At 49.8% G+C, this 25,726-nt stretch carries 22 protein-coding genes; 17 read left to right on the top strand and 5 right to left on the bottom strand.

From position 1 onward, the window contains the following. A complete protein-coding gene (locus ASC40_RS06800; RefSeq protein ID WP_055439037.1) occupies positions 1 to 513 on the top strand; it encodes an NADPH-dependent FMN reductase in 513 nt (170 codons plus the stop codon). 44 nt (positions 514 to 557) lie between these two features. On the opposite strand, the gene ASC40_RS06795 is transcribed toward ASC40_RS06800, so the two are convergent. Further along, positions 558 to 1,181, bottom strand: a complete 624-nt coding sequence (locus ASC40_RS06795; protein ID WP_055439036.1) for a TetR family transcriptional regulator — start codon at positions 1,179 to 1,181, stop codon at positions 558 to 560. Between the two features lie 155 nt (positions 1,182 to 1,336). Between ASC40_RS06795 and ASC40_RS06790 the strand changes: the two genes are divergently transcribed. From ASC40_RS06790 to ASC40_RS06780, 3 genes are all read left to right on the top strand, one after another. Next, entirely contained in the window at positions 1,337 to 1,621 is a 285-nt protein-coding gene (locus ASC40_RS06790) for a DUF3081 family protein (protein ID WP_055439035.1), read from the top strand. 12 nt (positions 1,622 to 1,633) lie between these two features. Further along, positions 1,634 to 2,290: a PAQR family membrane homeostasis protein TrhA gene (trhA, locus tag ASC40_RS06785; RefSeq protein WP_055439034.1), complete on the top strand. Its 657-nt coding sequence runs from the start codon at positions 1,634 to 1,636 to the stop codon at positions 2,288 to 2,290. 271 nt (positions 2,291 to 2,561) lie between these two features. Next, positions 2,562 to 2,894: a GreA/GreB family elongation factor gene (locus tag ASC40_RS06780; RefSeq protein WP_141656119.1), complete on the top strand. Its 333-nt coding sequence runs from the start codon at positions 2,562 to 2,564 to the stop codon at positions 2,892 to 2,894. Positions 2,895 to 3,019: 125 nt separating this feature from the next. On the opposite strand, the gene typA is transcribed toward ASC40_RS06780, so the two are convergent. Beyond that, positions 3,020 to 4,858 (bottom strand): translational GTPase TypA, encoded by a 1,839-nt coding sequence (typA, locus tag ASC40_RS06775; protein WP_055439032.1) that lies wholly within the window; start codon positions 4,856 to 4,858, stop codon positions 3,020 to 3,022. A 106-nt stretch (positions 4,859 to 4,964) separates the two neighbouring features. After that, complete coding sequence (locus ASC40_RS06770) at positions 4,965 to 5,993, bottom strand: CNNM domain-containing protein (RefSeq protein WP_055439031.1); 1,029 nt, start codon at positions 5,991 to 5,993, stop codon at positions 4,965 to 4,967. A gap of 165 nt (positions 5,994 to 6,158) precedes the next feature. Here ASC40_RS06770 and ASC40_RS06765 point away from each other — a divergent pair, with 165 nt between their 5' ends. From ASC40_RS06765 to ASC40_RS06715, 11 genes are all read left to right on the top strand, one after another. Beyond that, the gene (locus ASC40_RS06765; protein WP_055439030.1) at positions 6,159 to 6,887 is read left to right on the top strand and encodes a hypothetical protein; all 729 of its coding nucleotides are present in this window, start codon (positions 6,159 to 6,161) and stop codon (positions 6,885 to 6,887) included. Continuing rightward, positions 6,884 to 8,584: a PepSY domain-containing protein gene (locus ASC40_RS06760; RefSeq protein ID WP_055439029.1), complete on the top strand. Its 1,701-nt coding sequence runs from the start codon at positions 6,884 to 6,886 to the stop codon at positions 8,582 to 8,584. The genes ASC40_RS06765 and ASC40_RS06760 overlap by 4 nt, the downstream gene beginning before the upstream one ends. A gap of 122 nt (positions 8,585 to 8,706) precedes the next feature. Further along, positions 8,707 to 9,666, top strand: a complete 960-nt coding sequence (locus tag ASC40_RS06755; RefSeq protein WP_055439028.1) for an efflux RND transporter periplasmic adaptor subunit — start codon at positions 8,707 to 8,709, stop codon at positions 9,664 to 9,666. Beyond that, positions 9,659 to 12,796: an efflux RND transporter permease subunit gene (locus tag ASC40_RS06750; protein ID WP_055439027.1), complete on the top strand. Its 3,138-nt coding sequence runs from the start codon at positions 9,659 to 9,661 to the stop codon at positions 12,794 to 12,796. Before ASC40_RS06755 ends, ASC40_RS06750 begins: the two co-directional genes overlap by 8 nt. Positions 12,797 to 13,143: 347 nt before the next feature. After that, positions 13,144 to 14,556: a glutamate--ammonia ligase gene (glnA, locus tag ASC40_RS06745; RefSeq protein ID WP_072243409.1), complete on the top strand. Its 1,413-nt coding sequence runs from the start codon at positions 13,144 to 13,146 to the stop codon at positions 14,554 to 14,556. 23 nt (positions 14,557 to 14,579) lie between these two features. Continuing rightward, positions 14,580 to 15,164, top strand: a complete 585-nt coding sequence (locus tag ASC40_RS06740) for a DUF4124 domain-containing protein (RefSeq protein WP_055439026.1) — start codon at positions 14,580 to 14,582, stop codon at positions 15,162 to 15,164. After that, entirely contained in the window at positions 15,148 to 16,263 is a 1,116-nt protein-coding gene (glnL, locus tag ASC40_RS06735) for a nitrogen regulation protein NR(II) (protein WP_055439025.1), read from the top strand. The genes ASC40_RS06740 and glnL overlap by 17 nt, the downstream gene beginning before the upstream one ends. Continuing rightward, positions 16,260 to 17,735, top strand: coding sequence for a nitrogen regulation protein NR(I) (gene ntrC / locus ASC40_RS06730; protein ID WP_055439024.1), 1,476 nt, complete (start codon positions 16,260 to 16,262; stop codon positions 17,733 to 17,735). The genes glnL and ntrC overlap by 4 nt, the downstream gene beginning before the upstream one ends. Before the next feature lie 151 nt (positions 17,736 to 17,886). Next, positions 17,887 to 18,564: a response regulator transcription factor gene (locus tag ASC40_RS06725; protein ID WP_055439023.1), complete on the top strand. Its 678-nt coding sequence runs from the start codon at positions 17,887 to 17,889 to the stop codon at positions 18,562 to 18,564. Between the two features lie 12 nt (positions 18,565 to 18,576). After that, on the top strand, positions 18,577 to 19,968 hold the full coding sequence (locus tag ASC40_RS06720; RefSeq protein WP_055439022.1) for a sensor histidine kinase: 1,392 nt from the start codon (positions 18,577 to 18,579) through the stop codon (positions 19,966 to 19,968). Then, positions 19,969 to 20,943: an alpha/beta hydrolase gene (locus ASC40_RS06715; protein ID WP_055439021.1), complete on the top strand. Its 975-nt coding sequence runs from the start codon at positions 19,969 to 19,971 to the stop codon at positions 20,941 to 20,943. Here the strand turns inward: ASC40_RS06715 and fieF are convergent. Next, positions 20,876 to 21,847, bottom strand: a complete 972-nt coding sequence (gene fieF / locus ASC40_RS06710; RefSeq protein ID WP_072243408.1) for a cation efflux pump FieF — start codon at positions 21,845 to 21,847, stop codon at positions 20,876 to 20,878. The two genes, ASC40_RS06715 and fieF, sit on opposite strands and share 68 nt — an antisense overlap. Positions 21,848 to 21,927: 80 nt before the next feature. Between fieF and ASC40_RS06705 the strand changes: the two genes are divergently transcribed. Further along, positions 21,928 to 22,392, top strand: coding sequence for a tRNA (cytidine(34)-2'-O)-methyltransferase (locus ASC40_RS06705; protein ID WP_055439020.1), 465 nt, complete (start codon positions 21,928 to 21,930; stop codon positions 22,390 to 22,392). A 92-nt stretch (positions 22,393 to 22,484) separates the two neighbouring features. Here ASC40_RS06705 and ASC40_RS06700 read toward each other — a convergent pair whose 3' ends face one another. After that, entirely contained in the window at positions 22,485 to 23,912 is a 1,428-nt protein-coding gene (locus tag ASC40_RS06700; protein ID WP_055439019.1) for a hypothetical protein, read from the bottom strand. A gap of 123 nt (positions 23,913 to 24,035) precedes the next feature. On the opposite strand from ASC40_RS06700, the gene ASC40_RS06695 reads away from it, so the two are divergent. Continuing rightward, complete coding sequence (locus ASC40_RS06695; RefSeq protein WP_055439018.1) at positions 24,036 to 25,718, top strand: type 1 glutamine amidotransferase family protein; 1,683 nt, start codon at positions 24,036 to 24,038, stop codon at positions 25,716 to 25,718. Positions 25,719 to 25,726: the final 8 nt, after the last annotated feature.

Genomic DNA, 25,726 nt, shown 5'->3' with positions numbered 1-25,726 from the left:
ATGAGTGTATTAATTATTGCTGGTAGTAGCCGTAGCGAGTCGGTAAACCGTAAATTACAACAACGTATTTGTGAGGTGGCGGAAGCCGATGGTCGAGCCTGTTACGCCTACCAAGCCGCAGAACTTGATGCACCAATATATAACGGTGACGACGAGCAAGAAAACGGCGTACCGTCAAATATTCAAAAGTTAGCCAGTGCCATTAACGACGCCACCAAAGTGGTTATTGTCACTCCTGAATACAACAGCTCAATACCACCATTGCTGAAGAACGCAATTGACTGGACCACGCGCCTTGAACAAAACCCGTGGGTTGGTAAAACAGTGCTGTTAGCTGGTGCTTCGCCAGGTCGCCTTGGTGCTATGCGCGCTATGACACACTTAATGGTGGTTATGGGGGCAGTACAAAGCTGGGTGGCACCCATGTTTTTAAGCTGCCCCCAGGCTAGCGACGACACCATTGCAAAGTTCGACAGTGAACAAATTAAGAACTTTTTAAAGCAAGGCGACTAGTTGATCGCCTTGCGAGTAGGCTTGCATGCCGGCCTAGGTGCTGCTTAGGCGCCGCGTGGTTTTAAGCCAGCAAGGTAGGTGTCAATGGCCTGTAGGGCCGTGGCGGATAGGTCAAAATAGTCACGGTCTAACAGCCAGTTATACATTAAGCCATCAACCAAGCTAAATAACGCAACCACGCACGACTTTGAGTCGTATTTTTCGTCAATCAAGCCCTGCTGTTTGGCTTTATCGGCAAGCGCAACGCACTCGGTAATGCAGGCATTGCGGCCGCTTAAATGGCGTAAATGAATCGGCAAAGCGTCGTCAACATATTCACATTTGTGCAGCAGAATATTGACTAAAGCTTGGGTGTGCGGATCATCTTGCACTTGACCAATAATATGCAAACAGCGGGCTCGCAACAGTGAAATGGGGTCGCCGTGGTAAGTTTGCGCAAGTTCGTCACGCATGTCGTCAACAGGCAGGCGCACACGCTCCATTAGTGCATCAATAAGATCAAGCTTATTCTCAAAGTGGTGATAAATAGCGCCACGTGTTACCCCCGCTGCTTCCGAAACTTGGTTCATGGACGTATTCGACACCCCTTTTTCACTAAACAAGCGTTCGGCTGCATCAAGCAACTCTTGGCGTGTTGTCAACGCATCTTCTTTCGTTCGACGAACCACAATTCACCTCGTACCGTATAAGTGGTGACATTATAGTCGAAATTAAACAAACATGCATGCATGTATGTAAGTGAACGAAAATTTCATCATATAGTCACAGCTAAAGTGCTATGCTGAATTCAACTTAACCTGCAGTTACTTAATGGAGGTCGGCCATGAAAAATGATATTGACCAACGACTTGTACTGGACGCATTTGAAACTATTCATGAACACGGCAAAGCCGATGATGAAGGGCGCCGAACCTTAGACGGTATTACCGGTTACACAGACTTTGACGGGTATACGGTTTTTCTTGAAGGGCATGGTGTTAAAATGCGACTTGAGTTTCATAACAAGTACCACCTTGATTATGACAATGAACGCCAGTTCGAGAACTTTATGAAAGCGCTCGAAAATATTAGCAAAGGCCATTACACGCCCGAGCGCGAAACTAAATAGAGAAGCCGTGAAGTGAGTAAAACCAAAGCCTACACAGTTGCCGAAGAAATAGCCCATGCGTTAACCCACGGCGTGGGAGCCATAGCAGCCATTGTCGGCTTAATTTTTATGTTGGTATGGGCAGTTTCGTATGGTGACACCTTTCATGTTGTCAGTGCGGCCATTTATGGTGCCAGCCTTATCTTGTTGTATTTAGCATCAACCTTGTATCACGCATTTCCGTGGCCGCGTATTAAGGCGTTTTTTCAGCAAATGGACCACGCCGCTATATATGTATTGATAGCAGGTACTTACACACCTTTTGCTTTGGTAAACCTACGCGGCCCTTGGGGCTGGAGTTTATTAGGCGTGGTGTGGGGCATTGCTGTGGTTGGTGTAATTATGGAAGTGGCCATGAAAGAGCGTAAAAAATGGCTTTCTTTAAGCCTGTACCTCGGCATGGGCTGGATGGCGTTAATTATGATCAAGCCCATGATAGACAGCGTCGAGCCGGGCGGTTTGTGGCTGTTGCTCGCGGGTGGTCTTGCTTACACCTTTGGCGTGATATTTTACGTGTGGAAATCACTGCGTTATCACCATGCTATTTGGCATGTATTTGTGTTAGCCGGCAGTGTGTTGCACTTCTTCTCGGTGTTCTATTTTGTGCTGCCTCACTCTGACGTAGTGTAAGGGCTTGCCTTTCTTATCGGAAAGGGCTATGGTCTGCTCCGCATAGAGAGGAAGCCATGTTTAAAGCTGATTTTTCAATTCAAAGTACCGCACTTACCTTTCCAGTTTAAGCCGATTGCGCATCCGCAGTCGGCCGTTTCGTTAATTCCCTAATTCTAAATGTTCGTGTTTCAGTTCGGTAGGAGTAAATGCCGTGCTTGCGCGTGTATTGAGTTATTGCAACTCAGCCTCGTGTTTTAATCATCGTTTGTTTCAGTGCCAGCAACACCGCGTGTTGCAGCACCCTTTGCTGCTGTCTGATCTCATGCATCGTTTTGAGCAATTGCAGCAGCGCTCATCACGTATTCACCCATTAGCAGAAGTTGGGTCTGAAGTGACCGTTCGGCAAATTTTATCCCATGGCCGCGCGGGTCAGGCCTTAACGTTTCAAGTTGTCGAGCCAAGCCGTGCCAACCCAGATCGGGGGCAAGTGTCCTACCTGTCGCCGATTGGGTTGGCACTGCTTGCATTGCCGCTAGGCGCAGAATTTTCGGTCGTTTTAGGGGCCAGCGAAAGTCGTTGGCGTTTAATAGCACTCAACCGTAAAGGAGCGAGTAATGAGTAAAGAGAAAGAGAAAAAGAAACCACAAAAAACACTAAAAGAAAAACGTCGTGAGAAGAAAAACAAAAACCGCGACTAACAAAAAGGGCGCCGAAATGGGCGCCCTTTTTTAACGTAAAGCTGATAGTTTAGTCGTCTTTGCTACGGCTAGCGCGTTTACGCTCGTTTTCGGTCAGCATGCGCTTACGAATACGAATTGATTTTGGCGTAATTTCTACCAGCTCGTCGTCATCAATAAACTCAAGTGCTTGCTCAAGTGACATACGAATTGGCGGAGTTAGCAACAACGCATCGTCCGTACCAGCCGCACGAATGTTGGTTAATTGCTTACCTTTCAAACAGTTTACGGTTAAGTCGTTTGAACGGCTATGAATACCAATGACCATACCTTCGTATACTTCTTCGGCGTGACCAATCATTAAGCGGCCGCGTTCTTGCAAGTTAAACAACGCGTAAGCCAATGCTTTACCTTGGGCGTTAGAAATCAACACACCGTTAATACGCTGACCAATGTTGCCGCCTTTGAATGGGCCGTAATGGTCAAAACTGTGGTACATCAAACCCGTACCAGACGACAACGTCATGAACTCAGTTTGGAAGCCAATTAAGCCACGGCTTGGTACCACAAAGTCAATACGAATACGGCCTTTACCGTCTGGCGTCATGTTGGTCATTTCAGCTTTACGTAAGCCGAGTTTTTCCATCACCGAGCCTTGGTGCTGCTCTTCAATATCAACAGTTAAGTTTTCAAACGGCTCTTCTTTTACGCCGTTTACTTCGCGCATGATAACTTCAGGGCGTGATACCGCTAATTCAAAGCCTTCACGACGCATGTTTTCAATAAGTACGCCTAAGTGCAACTCACCACGGCCAGACACGCGGAAGCGGTCAGGGTTGTCGGTTTCTTGCACGCGCAACGCCACGTTGTGCTTCAATTCTTGCTGCAAACGCTCAAGAATTTGACGCGAGGTAACAAATTTACCTTCTTTACCAGCAAACGGTGACGTGTTTACTTGAAACGTCATGGTCACGGTTGGCTCGTCAACGGTAAGCGCTGGTAAGGCTTCAACGCTGCCAGCTGCACACACGGTGTCAGAAATTTTAAGCTCGCCCAAACCAGTCACAGCAACAATGTCGCCGGCGCTAGCTTGATCAGTTTCAATACGGTCAAGGCCTAAGTAACCAAAAATTTGGCCAACTTTACCGTTACGCTGTTTGCCGTCAGCACCCACAATAGTGACTTGCTGGTTCAGCTTTAAGGTACCGCGCTTAATACGGCCGATACCGATAATGCCCACGTAGCTTGAATAATCAAGCTGTGAAATTTGCATTTGCAATGGGCCGTCACGGTCAGCGTCTGGTGGCGATACTTTTTCAAGAATAGTTTCAAACAACGCTTCCATGTTGTCAGTTACGTCGTTGTAATCCAGAGTAGCCCAGCCGTTCAATGCCGATGCATATACCACCGGGAAGTCTAACTGCTCGTCAGTAGCACCTAAGTTGTCGAACAAGTCGAACACTTGGTCCATAACCCAATCTGGGCGCGCGCCTGGGCGGTCAATTTTGTTAATAACCACAATTGGCTTCAAGCCGTGTGCGAACGCTTTTTGCGTTACGAAACGGGTTTGTGGCATGGGGCCGTCAACCGCGTCAACCACCAACAATACTGAGTCAGCCATAGACAGTACACGCTCTACTTCGCCACCGAAGTCGGCGTGCCCTGGCGTATCAAGAATGTTAATACGGTAGTCTTTGTAATTAACCGCCGTGTTTTTGGCCAAAATGGTAATGCCACGCTCTTTCTCAAGATCGTTGGAGTCCATGATGCGCTCTTCTACGCCACCGCGGCTTTCTAAAGTGCCCGATTGTTGCAGAAGTTTATCAACCAGGGTTGTTTTGCCATGGTCTACGTGCGCGATAATTGCAATATTGCGCAGCTTGGAAAGTTCAGTCGCTTGAATAGTCATTAATAAAGCCTGTAAAAACACGAGGGGACGGGGTGAACCGCCATTGGTTAAAATAGCGGCGTATTATACGCGTCCCCCACTATACAAGCTAGTTTTTTTCGACGGCTTATGAATTGTCTTGTGGTTGGCTTTGTTTAAGACGCTTGTCCCATCGTTGCTGAGCATAGCGACGTAGACTTGGAATGGTATCGGTTTCGTCCATAATGGGCTGGCCCAAAATGGTCTCGATTATATCTTCAAGAGTAATTAGCCCCATCCAAGTGCCATGCTCGTCAAATACCAAGGCCATGTGCTGGCGCTTTTCAAGTAGCAAGCGCATCACTTGTTCAACGTCAACAGTTTCAGACACGACTTCAACATCGCGAGCCAACTGGTTCACGGTTTTTTCGGTTTCCGACTCCAGCGCTTCACTGCGTAAAATAATGCCGTGTGGCACTTCGTCTGCGTCAATAATTGGGAAGCGTGAATACGGCATGGCTTTCACTTGATACAAAAACTCACTAATGGTTTCATCTGGGCGCACCGACTCACAAACCGTGCGCGGTGTCATGACGTCACGTACTCGAATCGTGTGCAAGTCGAGCATATTGTTAATCACACGGCGCTCGTCGCTATCAATCAGTTTTTGTTCATGGCCAAGGGTTGAAAGTGCTTTAATTTCTGAGCGCACATCGACATGCTCTTCGCCGCCAATGCGTTTAGTAATTTGATCAGACATCCAAATAAACGGGCGCAAAATCATGATCAAGAAATTCAAAATACCTGGCAGCATGGGTGCTAACTGACGCCAAAATTTAGCCCCGATGGTTTTTGGCAAAATTTCGGAGAGCACCAAGATAAGCACCGTCATGACTGCTGAGGCCACTGCTAAGTAACCATCGCCAAATACCACCCCTACTTGAGCGCCTACACCAGCTGCACCGGCTGTGTGCGCGACGGTATTTAAGGTCAAAATAGCCGCTAACGGCTGATCAATATTGGTTTTTAACTTCTGCAATTTGGCATGTAGCTTCGGCTGTTGCTCTTTTAATTGGGCCACATAGCTGGGCGTAATAGAAAGTAACGCGGCCTCTAAAATAGAGCATAAAAACGAAATACCAACAGCAATAAAAGCAAAAACGATAAGTAAAAACATGTCACTCACAAAATGTTAAAACGGTGCTGAATTTTGGCATTGTTGTGCGGCGGTGGCAATGAAAAGCGTCAGACAAAACTGTGCATGCGAACTTGTCGGGGTGGTGGCTTAATCCAATTTGAGGTACTTTAAGCGTCGTTTACAATCATAAAAAAGCGTAACGAGATGACACAACGTTTAAACGCCAAGCGGTGGCGCCATTGGCACCGCTGGTTAGCTTTATTAGTGGGCTTGCAAATGGTGCTGTGGAGCATTAGCGGCGCCTACATGGTGCTGTTTGAATTGCCGTTTATTCACGGTAACCACTTAGTAAAGCCAAGCCACCACAGCAGCATAGCCCAGCCAACTACAGAGCAGTTTACTGCGGTGGTTGAGCGCTTTCCACGAGCAACGCAGATTACCCTCACCAGCTTGTGGCTGAATGAGCAACCGCAGGCGGTGTATCACATAACACGGCGCGGAAAAACGCAGCTGCTCGATGCCCAAACAATGCAACCCATTGCGCTTACAGCAGACGCGATACGTGCGATTGCTAAACGTACTTATGCACTGGGCGATGCGCCATTAGCACAACTAACCTTGCTTACCGAAAATGCCCCTAATGAAATAAGCCCAAGCTTACTGCCGGTTTGGCAGGCTAATTTTGCGGACAGCGGCAGCACCAGTTTGTATTTTTCCGCCACAACTGGCGAACTCGTGAGCAAACGGCACACCTATTGGCGTGGTTTCGATATTATGTGGATGTTGCACATTATGGACTATGACACGCGCTCAGACATTCAGAACAACCTGTTGCGAGCGGTCATTATTGGCAACGCGCTGTTTATGTTTACCGGCGTACTGCTGATCATAGTCACCATTTTTCGGCGCCAAGCCGTTAGGGGGCGCTCATGATGCGCTTCTTACAATGGCTACACCGCTGGACAAGCTTGATTATTGGTATGCAGGTCATGATTTGGCTGATCACCGGCATGTATTTCTCGATTGCTGGGCATCGTACGCTTGAAGCGCACCAGTATCGTCAGCAAACTCATTTTCATGATGCCTTACAGAGTGCATCAACGGGCACTGCTATGGTGCCGCTTAAGCAACTGCCGTTAACGGCGAACACCATACAAAGTGTGTCGGTCCGCCTTGTGCATGGCGTGCCGCAATATGTCATTAGCACCGAGCGCGGCACTGAATATTTCAATGCCAGCACAGGGGCCCTCTGGCATACGTCTGCCGAACTGGCTACCCAAATTGCTCAGGCTGGTTACCGTGGGCCTGGCCGTGTTAGCTACGTTTCTGCGGTGGCAAACAGCGACGAGATTTATGGTTGGCAAGGGCCAGGTTTTCGGGTGAATTTTGCCGACGACTTGGCTACTCGCATTTATGTCGACAGCGCCTCAGGCACTATTGTTGATCATCGCAATAAACTTTGGGTGTTTGGCGACTGGGCCTTCCGCCTGCATTTTATGGACTACAGTGGTGGCCGTAACTTTAACCATTTATTGATGGTAAGCGCGGCGCTGTTCATGTTGTGGTTTGCCTTGTCTGGGCTGATTTTGTTGGGCCGCAACCTGGCCCGTGGCGACTTAAACCCGCGCCAACGGCCAAGCTATTTGGCGTATTTTCAGAAGCGTGAGCAACCCATTGCCAGTGCCTGCGGTGGCGGCGGTACCTGTGGCCTATGCACGGTTCGTTTTAACGCGAATGTGCCAGCCCCCAATGCAGCCGATAAGCAGTTGCTAACGGATAGTCAGCTTGCGCAAGGCATTCGCTTAGGTTGTCAGCACCGGTTTGATGCTAAAGCCAAGGTTAGTGTGGTGAATCAAGGTGCCGAGCAACTAAACTTGGTACTGCAGCACAAGCGTCAGCTGTCGCCAAGTGTGAGCGAACTGACATTTAGCTGTGCTGATCGTACCGAACCATTTGCTTACCAAGCCGGCCAGTTCTTGCAGTTTATTATTCCAACCGCCAATGAACATGAACCGCTGCGGCGTAATTACTCGTTTGCTGCGGCGCCGAGCCGCATGCCAAACAACACCTTTATGGTGGCGGTGCGCTGCATGCCAGCGCCAAAGCCAGGGCTAAACCCTGGGGTTGGTTCAAGCTATCTGCTTGGTTTACAGCCTGGTGCCACAATGACAGCCGAAGGGCCCATGGGTGAGTTTTTACTAACCGACAGAAATACCAGCCAACGCATGCAGGTATTCATTGGCGGCGGGGTCGGCGTGGCGCCGTTGCGAGCGCTTATTCAAAGTGAGCTAAAGCAGTCGTCGGCACGGCCCATACACTTTTTCTACGGTGCGAGAACGCCAGAAGAGCTGTGCTATGAACAAGAGTTTCGTGCGCTGCACGCGCAGGGTGTCGTTCACTATCACAGTTGTGTTTCAGAGGTGTCTGAGGACGCGGAATCAACCGCAACAAAGCACGATAAACCCATGATGGTGCACGAGTTGGCAGAACAGTGGTTGGCACATCAGCACCCGAATCAGGTCGATGTTTATGTGTGCGGCCCACCGCCAATGCTACGCGCTACGTTGGCTATGTTAGATCAGCTGAAGGTGCCGGCAAAGCACATCAAGTTTGATGACTTTGGTATATAAAACGTGGCCTAGAGCATTAATTTAGAAAAATACGAAATAAATAATACACGCTTGCCAGTTTGTGCCCTATAATTTTAGCAAATAGCCGTTTCGGCATGGGTATGAATTGGCAAGGAGTGATTATGTCCTTACGTTTTTGGTTCGCCGCACTCGCTATAACAGCCGGTGCAAACACAGTCATCATGACAGCGAATGCTGCCGACTACACAGTGAATGAAACCACCATTGCAAATTATGTGCAGTTGCAAGGTGTGGTTGAGTCCACCAATAGTGCAACGGTATCGGCGCAAGTGTCTGGGCGCGTTGAGAAAGTGTTGGTTGACGTGGGTGACACGGTCGCCGCTGGTGCAACTATCGTAACCATAACCTCGGTTGAGCAATACCAAATGCTAACTCAAGCTCAAGCGCAGCTAGCTGCAGCGAATGCTAGCTTAGTGGCCGAGCAACAAGAATTTGACCGTATAAGCAGTTTGGTTGAACGCCAGTTAGTGTCTGTCGCGGAACGCGACCGTGCCAAAGCCCGTCTTGATAATGCCAAAGCGCAATTGCGATCAGCGCAAGCCGCAGTTGAGCGTGCTGAAGAGCAATTATCGTACACCGAAGTGAAGGCCCCTTATGGTGGCGTCGTTAGCGTTCGCATGGTGGAACCCGGTGAACTAGTACAGCCAGGCACGCCGCTTATGTCAGGTTTCGACCCCAGCCAATTACGCCTACATGTGGACATTCCAGCTAGCTATGCCCGTGCGGTAAAACAATTCAACTGGGCCCGTGTTAACGGCGTTGAACCCACTTCGTTGCAAGTATTCCCAACCGTGCATAGCCAGTCAGGTACAGTGCGCATACGTTTAGTGTTACCGCAACAAAGCAACTTTATTCCGGGCCAGTGGCAGCCCGTAAAAATTAAAGTAGGTGAGCACCCTGGCGTGCTAGTGCCATACCAAGCTATTCACCGCCAAGGCGAATTAACCTTAGTGCGTATGCAAAACAATAGCTGGCGTGCAGTGCGACTAGGCGCTAGCTCAAACGGTATGACCGAAGTGGTTAGTGGCTTACAAGATGGTGAGGTGATCATCCATGAGTAATAAACCCTTAGGCATAGCAGGTAAACTTGCGGCCTGGGGTGAACGCTCGCAGTTAACCCCACTGTTAGCCGTGTTCGGGCTTATTCTAGGCATTATGGCGGCGCTAATTACCCCACGCGAAGAAGAGCCGCAAATAGATGTCACCATGGCCGACGTGATGGTGGCCTTTCCGGGTGCTGAAGTGGCTCAAGTTGAAGCCCAGTTAGCCACCCCGTTAGAACAGCATTTTGCTCGCATGAGTGGTATTGAGCATATTTACTCGGTGTCGCAGCCTGGCCAAGCGTTAGTGACGGTACAGTTTGAAGTGGGTGTGCCGCGCGAAAAAGCCTTGGTTGAATTGTTTGACACGCTAGCAAGCTGGCAAGGCCAGCACCCTAGCTTTTCACAGCCGTTAGTGAAAGCTCGCGGTATAGACGACGTGCCCATTTTGGGGCTAACCATTACTTTGGAAACGCAAGCCCAATCGCAAAACCTAAAAGCCGTTGCCGACACCTTAGTTGAGCCATTGCAAAACGTCAGTGGTGTGCGCGGCATTCAAGTGATTGGCGCCGAGCCAGAACAAATTAACGTAGCTTTAGACAACACCGCTCTTAGCCGTATTGGCATAGACTTCAACGCGGTAGCGCAAGCACTTGTAGGCCAAAACCAAAGTGGCCAAGCCGGCTACCGGTTTAGCGATGGCCAACTCATTCCTGTGCAAGCAGGCAGTTTTATTGACAGTGCCGACACCCTTCGCAAGCTTATTGTTGCGCACGTTGAAGGCAAACCGGTGCGCTTAGAGCAAGTAGCCACAATTCATGACAGCGCTGTGGTGCCGTCGCGTTATGTATGGTCACGCCCTGCCGGCGGCGAAGCGCAACCAGCTATTACTATGGCCATTACCAAAAAGGCGGGCGAGAACGCCGTGGTTGTGGCCGAGCAAGTGCTGCAGCGCCTTAATACGCTGAAGCAACAATGGCTGCCGGAAGAAATCAGCATAGAAGTAACACGAAACTACGGGCAAACAGCAGACGACAAAGCCTCGAAGCTTATTCAAAAACTTATTTTCGCAACAATTTCTGTGGTTGCCCTTGTACTCTTAACGCTAGGTAAGCGCGAGGCCGTGGTAGTGGGTAGCGCCGTGGTGCTCACTCTTGCCATGACATTGTTTGCTTCGTGGGCGTGGGGCTTTACCCTGAACCGCGTGTCGCTGTTCGCATTAATCTTTTCGATCGGCATTTTGGTAGACGACGCCATTGTGGTGGTAGAAAACATCCACCGCCATTTAGGCTTAGGTAAGTCACTAAAAAACGGTATTCCCGCAGCCGTAGATGAAGTTGGCGGACCAACCATACTTGCCACCTTTACCGTAATTGCCGCCTTGCTACCCATGGCCTTTGTAAGCGGCCTGATGGGCCCGTACATGAGCCCTATCCCAATTAATGCGTCGTTGGGCATGTTGCTCTCATTAGTTATTGCCTTAACCGTAACCCCATGGTTAGCACGACACCTGCTGAAAGACGAGCAGCATGGTGACGAACACGGCAGCTCCGCCAAAGCTAGCAAGCTGCATAATTTCTTTGAAAAACTTATGCGGCCGCTGCTGACACACCGCAAGCGTCGTTACTTCATGGGCTTCGGCTTAATTGTTCTTATTGTCGCTATGCTTGGTTTAGCCGTAGTGCAAGCCGTAGTGATGAAAATGCTGCCGTTTGACAACAAAAGCGAAATTAAGCTGGTGTTAGACATGCCCGAAGGCAGCACCCTCGAACAAACCAATACCGTGCTGATGCAACTGGCACAAAAGCTCGATGAAGTGGAAGAAGTAGAAGCAACGCAAATATATGCAGGTACCGCCTCACCCATTGGTTTCAACGGCTTAGTGCGCCAATATTACCTACGCGAAGGGCCCAATATGGGCGACATTCAAGTGACCCTAGCCGCACTTGGCGAACGAGATCGCGCAAGCCACGAAATCGCCCTGGCCATACGCCCAATGCTGACACCAATAGCCGAAGCCGTTGGCGCGTCGCTTAAAATTGTCGAAGTGCCACCTGGCCCGCCAGTACTCGCGCCCATAGTCGCCGAAGTATATGGCCCGACGGCCGAACAGCGCGAGCAGGGCGCACGCAACGTGCTCGCCCAGCTAGCACAAACCGAAGGCGTGGTTGATATCGACAGCACATTAGTCGCCCAAGCACGCCAAGAAACCTGGCAAGTAAATCGCGAGCGCGCCGCCCAACTAGGCGTCAGCGCCGGCCAAGTAGTGCACGTACTGCAAACCGCGCTAGGCGGCATGAACGTAACTTATTTAGCCCTACCGAACGAAGTTCAACCCGTGCCAGTAAAAATACGCCTACCAGCCAACTGGCAAGGACAGCTAGCCCAACTAGAAAGCTTAACCGTTACTAGCCAAACCAGCGGCCAGCCTATTCCAATTGCCGAGCTAATTGAACGCAAGCAAGTACCATTTGCCCAGCCAATCTATCACAAAGACCTACGCCCGGTAGTATACGTAACCGCCGACATGGCCGGCGAACTCGACAGCCCATTGTATGGCCTGTTCGACGCAGCCGGCGATATTAAGCTAACCCAAACCTTTATCAGCCAGCCCGACATCTGGAACCAAACCGCCATGAAATGGGACGGCGAATGGCAAATCACCTATGAAACATTCCGCGACATGGGCTTAGCTTATGCAGTAGGCCTATTGCTAATTTACCTGTTAGTCGTTGGCCACTTCGGCAGCTACATGACACCACTAGTGATTATGGCACCAATACCGCTCACACTAATTGGCATAATGCCAGGTCATGCATTGCTAGGTGCGCAGTTCACCGCAACCTCAATGATTGGCATGATTGCACTGGCCGGTATAATTGTGCGCAATTCCATATTGTTAGTGGACTTTATTCGCGAAGAAGTAGCCGCCGGCAAAGACCTCAATAACGCCGTTATTGAAGCCGCCGCCGTACGCGCGAAACCAATAACGCTCACCGCCATCGCCGCCATGATGGGCGCGTTCTTTATCTTAGACGACCCCATCTTCAACGGCCTCGCAGTCAGCCTTATCTTCGGCATCGCCGTCTCCACCGCTCTCACCCTCGTAGTCATCCCGCTGCTATACGCGTCGCAACTGCGACGCACGTAGCCCGGCGTTTCACGCCGGGTGGCGCGCAGCGCCGTCATCACCCAAGCACGTAGCCCGGCGTTTCACGCCGGGGCAGGCCGTTGCACCAGTATGGCGCAATAAAATGCACTATAATGGTGCAAAGATATGACTTTCAAGCGCCGATCCCAACCCCGCTCAACACTCAAATAACTGAAATAAAAGAAGAATAAATTGTTGGCATTATTTTTGCTTTATTCTGGTGCAATTAATGGCGAAAAGTTGCAAATTTAGGCAAAGACGCTATCAGCAACTATTTTTGCTGCTATACTAACCAAATTGTTTTTACACGCTTGCATTCAAGCACCTGTACGATCGCGGAGGATCACATGGCAACACCACAAGACGTTATGGCTTTTATTGAAGAAAACGAAGTCAAATTCGTGGACTTACGCTTTACCGACACTAAAGGTAAAGAGCAACATGTGACCATTCCGGTTTCGCAGATCAACGAAGAGTTCTTCGAAGAAGGCAAAATGTTCGACGGTTCGTCCATTAGCGGCTGGAAAGGCATTAACGAGTCAGACATGGTGCTCATGCCAGACTGTGGCTCTGTGGTGCTTGACCCGTTCACTGACGAAATCACCATGAATGTGGTGTGTGACATTCTTGAGCCAGACACGATGCAAGGTTATGACCGTGATCCACGCTCAATTGCACGTCGTGCAGAAGAGTATTTGCAAAGCATGAACATTGGCGACATGGCGTTTTTTGGTCCAGAGCCAGAGTTTTTCTTATTCAACGACGTACGTTTCCACACCGACATGAGTGGCTCGTTCTACAAAATTGAAGCAGACGAAGCGAAATGGAACTCGGGTAAAGAGTTCAAAGAAGGTAACTTGGCGCACCGTCCTGGTGTGAAAGGCGGTTACTTCCCTGTGCCACCGGTTGACTCAGCGCACGATATTCGTAGCACCATGAGCACCGTAATGGAAGACATGGGCTTAGTGGTCGAAGCACATCACCATGAAGTAGCGACCGCTGGTCAAAACGAAGTTGCGACGCGCTTTAACACGTTGGTTAAGAAAGCCGACGAGATTCAAGTTTACAAATATGTTGTGCACAATGTGGCGCATTCATACGGTATGACCGCAACTTTTATGCCAAAACCAATTGTGGGTGATAACGGTTCGGGTATGCATGTGCATATGTCGATTAGTAAAGACGGTAAGAACTTGTTTGCTGGCGACCAGTATGGTGGTTTAAGCGAAATGGCGTTGTATTACATTGGCGGTATTATCAAGCATGCTCGTGCTCTGAATGCGTTCTGTAACCCAACGACTAACTCGTACAAGCGTTTGGTTCCTGGTTACGAAGCGCCAGTAATGTTGGCTTATTCTGCACGTAACCGTTCGGCGTCAATTCGTATTCCTGTGGTGGCTAGTGCGAAGGCTCGTCGTATTGAGGTGCGTTTCCCTGACCCGGCAGCGAACCCGTACTTGTGTTTTGCGGCGTTGTTGATGGCTGGTCTTGACGGTATCAAAAACAAGATTCACCCTGGCGATGCTATGGACAAAGATTTATACGACTTGCCAGCTGAGGAAGCGAAAGAAATTCCAACAGTGTGTCATTCATTAGAAATGGCTTTGGAAGCGTTGGATGCTGATCGTGACTTCTTAACTGCCGGTGGTGTGTTTACTGACGATATGATTGATGCGTACATTAAGCTGAAACACCAAGAAGTGATGAAGCTTAAAATGACCACGCACCCAATTGAGTTTGATCTTTATTACAGCGTTTAATTACGCGGGTGAAGTGAGAAGCGATGAAACCATTAGTTATTCTTGCTGTGCTGCTGACGTTCCTTGTGGGCGTCGGTTTGCACATTGACTCAAGCAAAGCGCAAGTTTATAAGAAGCGCAATGCCGATGGCACGGTAACCTATTCAGATAAACCCATTAGTGGTGCTGAGAAGGTGGATGTTGAGCCGGCTCCGGTGACTGAATTTGCGAAGCCGACAGGGCCTGCTGCAAGCACGGCTATGCAAGCGGAAGCTGGCATTAGCCAAAACGCTGAGGCGAGCGCTAAAGCGGTTGAGTTTGGGGTGAGTATAACAGCGCCTGAGCATAATCAAGCGATTCGAGCAAACGACGGCCAACTGCAAGTTAGCTGGCAGTCGCAGCCATCGAAGCTGCCCGACGGCTACAACTACGAGCTGGTGGTTGACGGTGCTACTGCATGGCGTGGCTTCAACAGTCAACAAGTCACCTTAGCTGAAATTGATCGCGGTGAACGGCGCCTATTTGTGCGCATTGTCGACGTCAATAATCAGCAAGTGGCGCGTTCAGATACTGTGGCGGTATTTGTGCTGCGCGCCAGTGTGGTGCAGCCGAATGCAACCCAATCTTGATCAATTATTAACAGCCGTCGTGCTGTTAGACGATCAGCTTCGTATTCGGTCTATGAATGCTGCCGCAGAGGCCATTTTGGATGGCAGTCTGCGGCGTTTTCAGTTACAGCCATTTTTCAGTTTATTTCATTTCAGCAGTCTTGACCCACTGGTTATTCAACACGCGTTGTATGACGAGCAGTCGGTGTCAGATAGCGACGTCACTTTAATTTTGCACGACGGTCAACGCATTACCATTGAGTTTATTGCGCAGCCGCTTCGCCAAGCCGATGGTAGCTTGAGTATTTTGTTAGAGCTGCGGCAAATTGATCAAATTCGTCGTATTAATCAAGAAAACAACCAGCAACAGCAGTTGCATGCGGCACAAAGCATGGTACGTGGGTTGGCACATGAAATAAAAAACCCGTTGGGTGGTTTGCGCGGGGCGGCACAGCTATTGGCATCTGAATTGGTAGACCCTTCTTTAAAGTTCCCAGACCCGTCTTTAAAAGAATATACCGACTTAATTATTCGCCAAGCCGACCGCTTGAGTCTGCTGGTTGATCGTTTGTTAGGCTCGCACGAACTCCCTAAACGCAAACTAAGCAATATTCACGAGTTGCTTGAACATGTCATCGACGTGGTGCGTCTTGGCGTGGGGCCGAGCATTGACTGGGTGCGCGACTATGATCCTAGCTTGCCTGAGCTGAATATGGCGGCAGAACAAATGGAGCAGGTGCTGCTTAATTTGGTCATGAATGCTTGCGACGCAATGTTAGAAAACCAAACCAAACAGCCGCAAATAACAGTGCGCACGCGCATAGCGTTGCAGCAAACCATTCATGGCAAGCGCTATCGTCACTGCGCCGTTGTCACGGTGCAAGATAACGGCCCTGGTATTGCCGACACTATTCGCGACACCTTGTTTTACCCTATGGTTAGCGGTCGTGCTGGTGGTACGGGTTTAGGCCTTTCTATTGCGCAGAACTTGGTACACCAACATGGTGGCAAAATAGAGGTACGCTCAGAGCCAGGTCACACTGAATTTAATGTTTACTTGCCCTATAGCGACACCATATGTCACACCCCAGGCCAAGTTACCGAACGGAGTTTGTCATGAATGACACGGATATCCATGAGAACGGCCGGTCGGCTAGTGACATCTGGTTACTAGACGACGACAGCTCCATTCGTTGGGTGCTCGAGCGAGCGCTGGCGCGGGCTAATTTGAATAGTCGCAGCTTCGCCGATGCACAAACTTTGTATGCGGAGCTGAGCAAGCAGCAGCCCAAAGTGCTCATGACCGACATTCGTATGCCTGGTGAAGACGGTTTGGCGGTGCTGCGTAAACTCAATAAAGAATTTCCGCATATTGCTGTGATAGTGATGACTGCTCACTCTGATCTCGATTCTGCGGTAAATGCCTTTCAAGGCGGGGCCTTTGAGTATTTGGCGAAGCCATTTGATATAGACGAAGTGGTGCACACGGTCAGCCGTGCACTGGCGCGTGAAACTCCAGCAGCAAAGAGCGAAGCGACGCAAACGGCAACCAAGGTGCGCGAAATTATTGGCAATGCACCGGCCATGCAAGACGTATTTCGCGCTATTGGCAGGCTTTCGCACTCTAGTGTTACGGTATTGATTACTGGCGCCTCGGGTAGCGGTAAAGAGTTAGTGGCGCGCGCGCTACACCAGCACAGTCCGCGTGCAGAAAAGCCTTTTATTGCGCTGAACATGGCCGCTATTCCTGCTGACTTGGTGGAGTCTGAGTTGTTCGGTCATGAAAAAGGCGCATTTACGGGCGCCACCCAAAAACGCCAAGGGCGTTTCGAACAGGCGCACGGCGGTACCTTATTTTTAGACGAAATTGGTGACATGCCACTCGCCGTGCAAACGCGCTTACTGAGGGTATTGGCCGAAGGGCAATTCTATCCGGTAGGTAGCTATCAACCGGCCACTGTCGATGTGCGCATTATTGCAGCCACCCATCAAAATCTAGAAAGCAGGGTGAAGCAAGGCGACTTTCGTGAAGACTTATTTCACCGCTTGAATGTTATTCGCTTGCAGCTACCCAGTTTAGCCGAGCGGCGTGAAGATATTCCGCAACTAACGCAGCATTTTTTGCAGGCTGCAGCAACCGAACTCGGGGGTGCGCCCAAACGGCTAACCCCTGCTGCAGAGCAACGATTAGTGGATGCAGCGTGGCCAGGAAATGTGCGACAACTAGAAAACACCTGCCGTTGGTTAACCGTCATGGCACCAGGGCAAGTTATCGATGTTGCTGATTTACCGAAAGATTTATCCCCCAATTACCGCGATTTAACACAGGCAAATTCCGCCCAATGGTATACACTATTAAGCAACGAACTAAAACAACGTTGCGAAGCAGGGCATACCCACATCTTAGATGACCTATTGCCAAGCATTGAGCAACTTGCGCTTGAGACCGCTTTGGCGCACACCAACGGTCACAAGCAAAATGCTGCCGAGCTACTCGGTTGGGGGCGTAATACTTTAGCCCGCAAAATAACCGAGTTTCATGGCAGCCAAAATAATGACAACAAGAGTAAAAACAAGAGCAGCGACAAGTAGGCCAGTAATAGCCTGAGGGTTTACTGGAGGTAAAAGTTCAGTAAACAGGGTTCATTACCGTCTCGAATCTTTACATAATTAAGAACATTAAGTAAGAACATTACCTAAGAACATGAACTCATCGCTGTTCCACAAAATGCAGGACAACAACATGACTAAGCTTCTACTTGTAGATGATGATGCAGAATTAAGCAGTATGTTAGAGCAAATTCTCACCAAAGAAGGCTACCAGTTAACCCTTGCCCCAGATGGTGAAACCGGCCTTCAGCGCGCGCTGAGTGGCTCTTATGACCTTATTTTGCTTGACGTTATGCTACCGGGTATCGACGGCTTTCAGTTATTACAACGTTTGCGCCAGCAGTTGCGTAGCACGCCAGTACTCATGTTAACAGCTCGCGGTGACGACGATGACCGCGTGCAAGGCCTTGAGCTTGGCGCTGATGACTACTTGCCAAAACCATTTAACCCACGTGAGCTAGTTGCTCGTGTGAAGGCTCTATTGCGTCGCACCCCAAATACCTCAGTGCGCCCAGAACCGTTGGAATTTGCCGGTTTTCATGTAAATCCATTGCAAAACGAAGTACGTTGCGACGAGCAAACTCTTGAACTAACCCCAACAGAGTTTGATATTTTGCGTGCACTCGTACAAGGCAAAGGCCAAGTGGTCAGCAAAGATCAACTATCGGTTGCCGCACTGGGTCGCCAGTTAGCGCCGTTTGATCGCAGCCTAGACGTACACATAAGTAATATCCGCAAGAAAATTGAGCATAACCCTGAGCGTATTCAAACCGTTCGTGGTCGAGGTTATCGTTTACTTCAGCTTGCCTAAGGCGCTGAGCGTATGCGTTGGTACCATTCGCTAACCTTACGGTTACTACTGCTGTTCTGGGCACTGTTATTTGCAGTGGCCAGCAGCGGTTTCTTGTTAGCAATATGGTACTCACAACCTGAAACACCTGAGCCATTATCGGCAGAAATTTCCAACAGCCTGTCGCCTATACTCAGCGACCCTTCTATTTTTAGCTCGTTAACACCTGGGCGCATTCTAGCCGGAAACTACCGGGTGGCCGCCGCGGTAACCCCAGAAGAAGGGCCCACGCGGCTGCAGTTAGAGCCTAACTTGGCCAATACTCACCGGCGTGAACTGCTCAGCTTGTTAGATGCGCACGAACCGCAACAGCTGCGGCTTCCCAACGGCATGCTGCTTGGCCCGTTTGGCTTTGAAGCGCAGCGCATTTTATTAATTCGACCGTTAACCGAAGCAGAGCGTGAACAACAGCAAATATCAGCCAAACAAGCTGAAGACGCCCAAACATTGGTACTGTTGTTTGGCTCGTTACTTATTGCGGTACTGCTTGGTTTTTGGCTAGTGCGGCCATTGAAAAAACTCATTGGCGCTACTCGCGAAATTGCTGCAGGCGCTGATAAGCTACATTTGAAACGCTTACCCAAACGTAACGATGAACTTGGTGAGTTGGCGCGCGCACTAGAAACCGCAGCCCATGACTTGAAAGTATCACGCGACGCCCAACGCCGCTTATTGAGTGACGTTTCTCATGAATTACGTTCACCGCTGGCGCGCATGCAAGTGGCGCTTATGCTCAGCCAAGACGATGACCCGGATGCCAACGCTGATGCTAACCCGCATCTGGTGCAAATGAGCCGCGATGTTGACCGTTTAGGCACTATTATTGAACGCATCTTGTCGTTGTCGCGGCTTGAAAATGGCCTAGTGAAGCTGCACCCAGAACCGGTGAATACGTACGAGTTGGCGCAAACGCTAGCGGCCGACCTAACGTACGTCGATGAACAGCAAGGCAAACGAGTGTTGGTGTTAAAAGGCGAATGGCCGGTTACCGCAACCGACGACGAGCTGCTGCGTTTGGTTATCGAAAACTTAGTGCGTAATGCCTTACAGTACACCGACGGCATTATTGAGCTTAGCTGTGTGCGACATGACAACGACCGCTGCACCATTTTGGTGCGTGACCACGGCGATGGCGTACCCGAAGAGCAGCTGCAACAATTATTTGAACCCTTTTATCGCGGTGACCCCTCGCGCAATCATAAAGCTGGCGTTGGCTTAGGTATGGCTTTAAGCTTAAGGGCAGCGAATGTGCTCGGTGGCTCAGTAACGGCGCGCAACCACCCCGATGGTGGCCTAGAAGTGTCGATAAACCTACCCATACAGCACCTTCAAGAAACCGAGCAGGAGCAGCAGGAGCCCGCGTAGATGTACGCCGACGATCATCCGCAATGGATCACGTTTTTTACTCGCCAAGTGCAGCCATTTTGGCAACAGCAAGTGACCATTCACCATTTAAGACGCCCCGACGGTGTGCTTTTGCATTGGTATTTGCACCAACCCAAACAGCCAAAAGCCGTGGTGTTTATCTGCCCCGGCCGCATTGAAGCTGCACTCAAGTACCAAGAGCTGGTGTGGCAGTTTGCCCAAGAAAACTATGCCGTGGTGGTGGTAGACCATAGAGGCCAAGGTTTTTCAGACCGTTTGAGTAATAATCCGCATCATGGTCATATTGATCAGTTTCAAGACTTTGTCGATGACCTTGAAGCTGTGGTGCAGCATGCGACAAAATATGTCGCAGGATTGCCGCAGTATTTGTTGGCTCATTCAATGGGCGGTGCCATTGCCGCACTATACCTTGCGCAACACCCGCACAGCATTCAAAAAGCCGTGCTGTCTTCGCCTATGCTCGGTATTCAAACCGGTACTACGCCCAAATGGCTGGCGCGCACTATTGCGGTGGGTGGTGCTTTGCTGAACCGTTTATTTAGCCCACGCAAGCCGTGGTATTTCATTGGTATGGAAGACTACCGATACGTACCGTTTGACGAAAACGAACTCACCCACAGCGAAGCGCGTTATCAAATGTTTCGTGATGCTTATGAGAGTAACCCAGACCTGCAGTTAGGTGGACCCACATTTAACTGGTTAGCGCAGGCGTTTTCAGCCATCAATGCAGCGCACCAGCAGGCGGATAGAATTGCAGTGCCGGTGTTAATTTTGCAGTCAGGCGCAGATACCGTGGTAGACAACCAGGGGCAACTGGCGTTTTTTAACAAACTGGGCAACGCGCAAAGCCGCATTCAGCAAATAGACGGCGCGCGCCACGAGCTTTTTATTGAGTCGGACCGTTATCGTCAGCCGGCACTTGAGGCTCTATTACACTGGTTTCAGCCTGAGTAACTTCTTGGTGAAGTTCTTGGGGCACCACCGAAAGGGGGTCCATGTGAATAATCACTTCGGTTTGCTCAAATAACGCCTCAACGCGTTTTTCTGCTGAGTCGGCAATGTCATGGGCTTGGCGTAAATTCAGAAAGTCATCCAGTTCAATATGGCATTGCACAAAACGCGTTGGCCCAGCTGAACGGGTTTTTAAGCCATGTAAACCACGCACCCCGGGCACCGCTTTTATGGTGTCAACAATTTGCTGCTTCTCAGCGTCGGGCAGTTCACGGTCCATCAGCGACTGAAACGCCTCCCAACCAATGCGAATAGCACCCTGCGCTAAAAACACGGCAATTAATATTGCAAATACACTGTCGGCCCACAACCAGCCATAAGCGCTCAATACAAGCGCGGCAATAACAGCGCTATTGAGCAATAAGTCAGACGAAAAATGCAAGGCGTCTGCAGTAATGGCTTGCGACCCCGTTTTTTTAACGGCAATACGCTGCAGTACTACTAGCGCCAAAGTTAACGCAATTGCAAACAGTGACACATACACACCAACTTCAGCTTGCTGCACCGGTGTGCCCTGAATCCACTGCTGTACACTATGTACGGCAAGCAGCAAGGCCGAGCCGGTAATTAACGCTGACTGCACCATGGCCGCCATAGCTTCCGCTTTGCCGTGGCCAAAACGGTGTTCGTTGTCGGCGGGTTGTACCGCGTAACGCACCGCAAAAAACGTAAACAGGCTGGCCAAGCTGTCCAACATAGAGTCGGTTAACGAAGCCAGCATACTGGCGGAATCTGTGAGCAACCAAGCCGCCGTTTTCACCGCAATAAGAATAAACGCCACCGACACCGACGCACGAGTGGCTAGTTTTACCCAAAAAGCATAATCACGTTGTTTTGCTTGCGTCATGGTTGGTGTTGCCTGCGTGAATAGTTGATAATAGCGCCTAACGTTCAAGCACTAGTTTATTGGTTAAGGAATTTAAAGCAATGTTTCATATTGCCTTGTTCAACCCAGTTATGGCCGCTAATACCGGCAATATTATTCGGTTGTGTGCCAACAATGGCTGCACACTGCACCTTATTGAGCCACTCGGGTTTGACTTAGAAGAAAAGAAATTACGGCGCGCGGGGCTAGATTACCATGATCTTAGCCGAGTTGAGCGTTATCCAAATTTTGATGCGTTTAAGCAAGCCATGGGGGCGCGCACTATTTATGCCATAACCACCAAAGGCACGCGAAATTACACCGAGGCGCCATTTAAGGCTGACGATGTGTTGTTATTTGGCTCTGAAACCAGCGGGTTAGCGCCTGAGGTCATGGCGCAAATACAACCCACCGAGCGCTTGCGCGTGCCCATGATGCCAAATAATCGTTCATTAAATTTATCCAACACCGTGGCGTTGGTTAGCTACGAGGCTTGGCGGCAGCACAATTTCGCTGGCGGGTTATAGTAAACAATACAATCAAGGCCATTCGTTTAATCATGTACCGTAATGGCTTTGACTTCTTTTTTCTTGCCGTGCGTATTGGCAACGATAGGTGACTAATCTTGCGGCACGTTTTTTATAAGGTGTGAACGCTCTAACATAGTGTCAGTGAAAACTTCTTGAATTTCGCCACTTTTAACTAGCTGGCGCATACGGTAGTCAAACCAGTCACGTAGCTCACGCCCGCGCGGGGTGTCGTGAAAAATAAGATGCACTGGCACCGCCGCGCGCAACTTGTGCTGCACATATGGGGTGGCTATCCAGTCGGGCATGTTTTCTCGGTAATTCACCACCGCGCCCATGCGGCCCATATCCAGCATCGCAAAACAGTCTAAGCTACTGTCGGCTTGGTAAAACACCATTTCGCCTTTAAACAACGCATGATAGCCGTAGCCTGCCACGTAACATACCGGTAGCTTTAACTCGCCCTCAAGTAGGGCATCCATCGCAGCTTGATCCATGGTGAAAGCGTACAGGTCTCGGTCATAGTCTAAGTGGGTAAGCGACTCAATGCCTTGAATAGAAGCTTGGTTTTTTACTCCTCCAACTAAAAAATCAAAACGCTGTTCGTTTAAGCCAAGCACAGCACGTTGGTAACTATTGGTATTTAGGGTAAGGCTGTCGGTTACCGGCTCAAAAATTCGCTTCACTAACTGCCAGTAGCGCCCGCTGCCGTCGACATGGGTCAGCGTTCGCCATAACCCAGCGGTGGCAGAAATTTGACTAAAGAAAGGCGGCTGTTCAAAAGCGTTGGTGCGCTGAAAACGAACCCCATAAGCGCGATAAATGTCGGTAACTCGCCCACGATCATGCATGACCTCCAATATTTCAGCCAGCGGTTCAATTAAATGTGCGTGCTTTTGGTGCAAATAATGGTAACCAAGTTGTTGCCGAATGGGTGTAATGATGAGATGTGGTTCATCGTAATAACCTAACTGGCGTGCTTCAAAGTCGTTCATTAACACCGCTTGCACACGGCGGTTGCTGAACATTAAATGAAGTTGGTTAATGTCAATCGCTTGCACCGATGGGCGTTTAAAATTGGCGTTTTCTAAAGCCTGCAGAATAGTCTGCATACCGCTAACAAAGGCTAAGTTTTCAACGTCGTCTAGTGTGCATAAACCGCAGTCGCGGCGGTCGGCCACTAAAACCGTTTCAAATGCAAATAACTCAAAGGGTACGCGTTGCAAATTGTTATAGCGCGCTTCAAGGTCGGGTAGACGGCCAAGTTCACCAGAAATACGGCCGTTATTAGCTTCAACCAAACTACGGTTGCGAGGCATATCTACATATTGCATTGAAATGCCGAGTTCTTGATACGCTTCTTCAAGAATTTCTTTAACCGCGTCGCCAACAGGGCCAGGATCGGGTGCACGAAAGGTTAGGGTGCTTTGTTTGGCGCTCACATTCGGTTGCACTGCCAAAAGCAGCAGCCCAATCAAAACCCAGTTAAAACGGGTAACACCTAGTTTATGACGTAACATGGCAACCTCAGTACATAAAACCTTTTGCAGTATATCAGGTCAAAGCTCTAATTGAAGTGAAACTTAAATTGACTCAAACCCCTATTGCCGTTAGGTTGAGCGCTTAAGTTGTAGGAGTGAATCATGAACAAATCGTTGTCTAAAATTATTGTCAGTGCTGCCCTGTGGGTGGTTGCGAATACGGCCATTGCACAAACTGCAGCACCTGCTAGCAAACCAAACTATCAGCTATTTTTAATGGGCGACGAAATGGCGCTGTGTTCAAGTATGGCATGGACGCACTGCAGCGATACCGACTGGTTAGACGGTACTCAAATGCGCACCGACCGTTATATTAATTTAACCGACAGCTATGTCACGCCATTACTCAACGACGATTTATGGCCGGTTCACCGTCGCAAAGCTCGTGACGATGTAAAAATGGCTATTGAAATTTTATACGAACGCATGCGCTCAGACGTAGTGCCAGAGCGCAGTTTTCAAGAAGAATTCACCCGTCGTGCCACGCGCCACTTATACGACAGTTTGTCTGAGCGCGAATGGAACTTAATTGTTGATCACTTAGAAATGCCAGCGCCGCAAGGCAAAACCGATCAAGCACGCATTAAATTGACGAAAATAGAAGCCAAACGCGACATTTTGCAGGCATTTTTGCAGCAAGCCGACTTGGTTCGCAGTGGCGATGACATGCCTCGTATTGCCATTGCTGCGGTTGGTGCACGTGACCCATTAACCGCTGCGCAGCCGTTTATGAGTGCCTTTGAAAGCTTAGGCGCACAGGTGCGCTGGCTACCTATAGATGCCGCTGTGAATGCCGCCCAACGTACTGGCAAATGTGCCGAGTTAGACGCCTTGCGTGAGCAAGAGCTAGGTACTTGGAAGCGCGCTCGGGTGTTTCCAGAGCTGCACAAACAGCAAGTGGCATTTTGCCAAGACAAACTAGAAGGCCCACGCATTGTTGACTGGGCCGACGCAGTATTTATGGTGGGTAACGACGCCAATTTGGTGCGCCAAGCCCTGTTAGACCCCATGAGTCAACCTACCGACCTAATGACCAGCATTTATTTAAAAATGCGTGCCAATAAATTAGTTGTCGGCGCCACCAGCGACGCCATGAATGCCATGACCGCACGCTCTATGGTGGCCAGCGGTAGCAGTGCTGAAGCGTTACGCGCTGAAGTGATTGCCGGAGAGGCGCCGCCGTTTGGTTGCGAAAAAGACGCCACCTGCCCGCGCAACATGAACTCTGAAAGCGCCACATACCACCCACTTGGCGGCGTTGGGTTGTTCACGCCAGCCAGTCTAGATGGTCAGTTTTCTGAACTTGGCCGCCATGGCCGCCTGTTGCGCGTTGCCGCAACCACCAACACGCCATTAGCCGTGGGGGTAGACACCCGCACAGCGCTTGCCGTGAATGTGTTAACGGGGGCATTTGAAATTATTGGCGAACGAGGCGTGTTCTTTGGTCTTGGCGCACAGCAAACCGAGCACGCCGTGGCAGCAACCTTCCATTACTTAGTGGCTGGCGCCAGTGGACGTTTTAGTGACAACAACGTGGTAGACATGAAGCTAGCAAGCGGCGACGAAGTGGTACTTGAAGAGCCAACCACGCAGTTTTTAAACAACCGTGGCATGGTCGACTCATTACGTTTGTTATGTCAGCAGCGCAACAGTTTTAACCTGCTGCAAAAAGACTTCCGCTTAATGGTTGTGGGCGACGAAGCCACCAAACGGGTGAAAGCCGGCGGTGAATGTCAGGTCACCAATGCTCGCATTGGCATTTCTTGGCAACCCGACACCTGGTAGCCCGGCGT

The sequence above is a fragment of the Pseudidiomarina woesei genome, from assembly GCF_001418345.1.
GTDB lineage: Bacteria > Pseudomonadota > Gammaproteobacteria > Enterobacterales > Alteromonadaceae > Pseudidiomarina > Pseudidiomarina woesei.
Note: the sequence above shows the minus strand (reverse complement) of the source record. Positions and strands in the feature narration are given on the sequence as shown.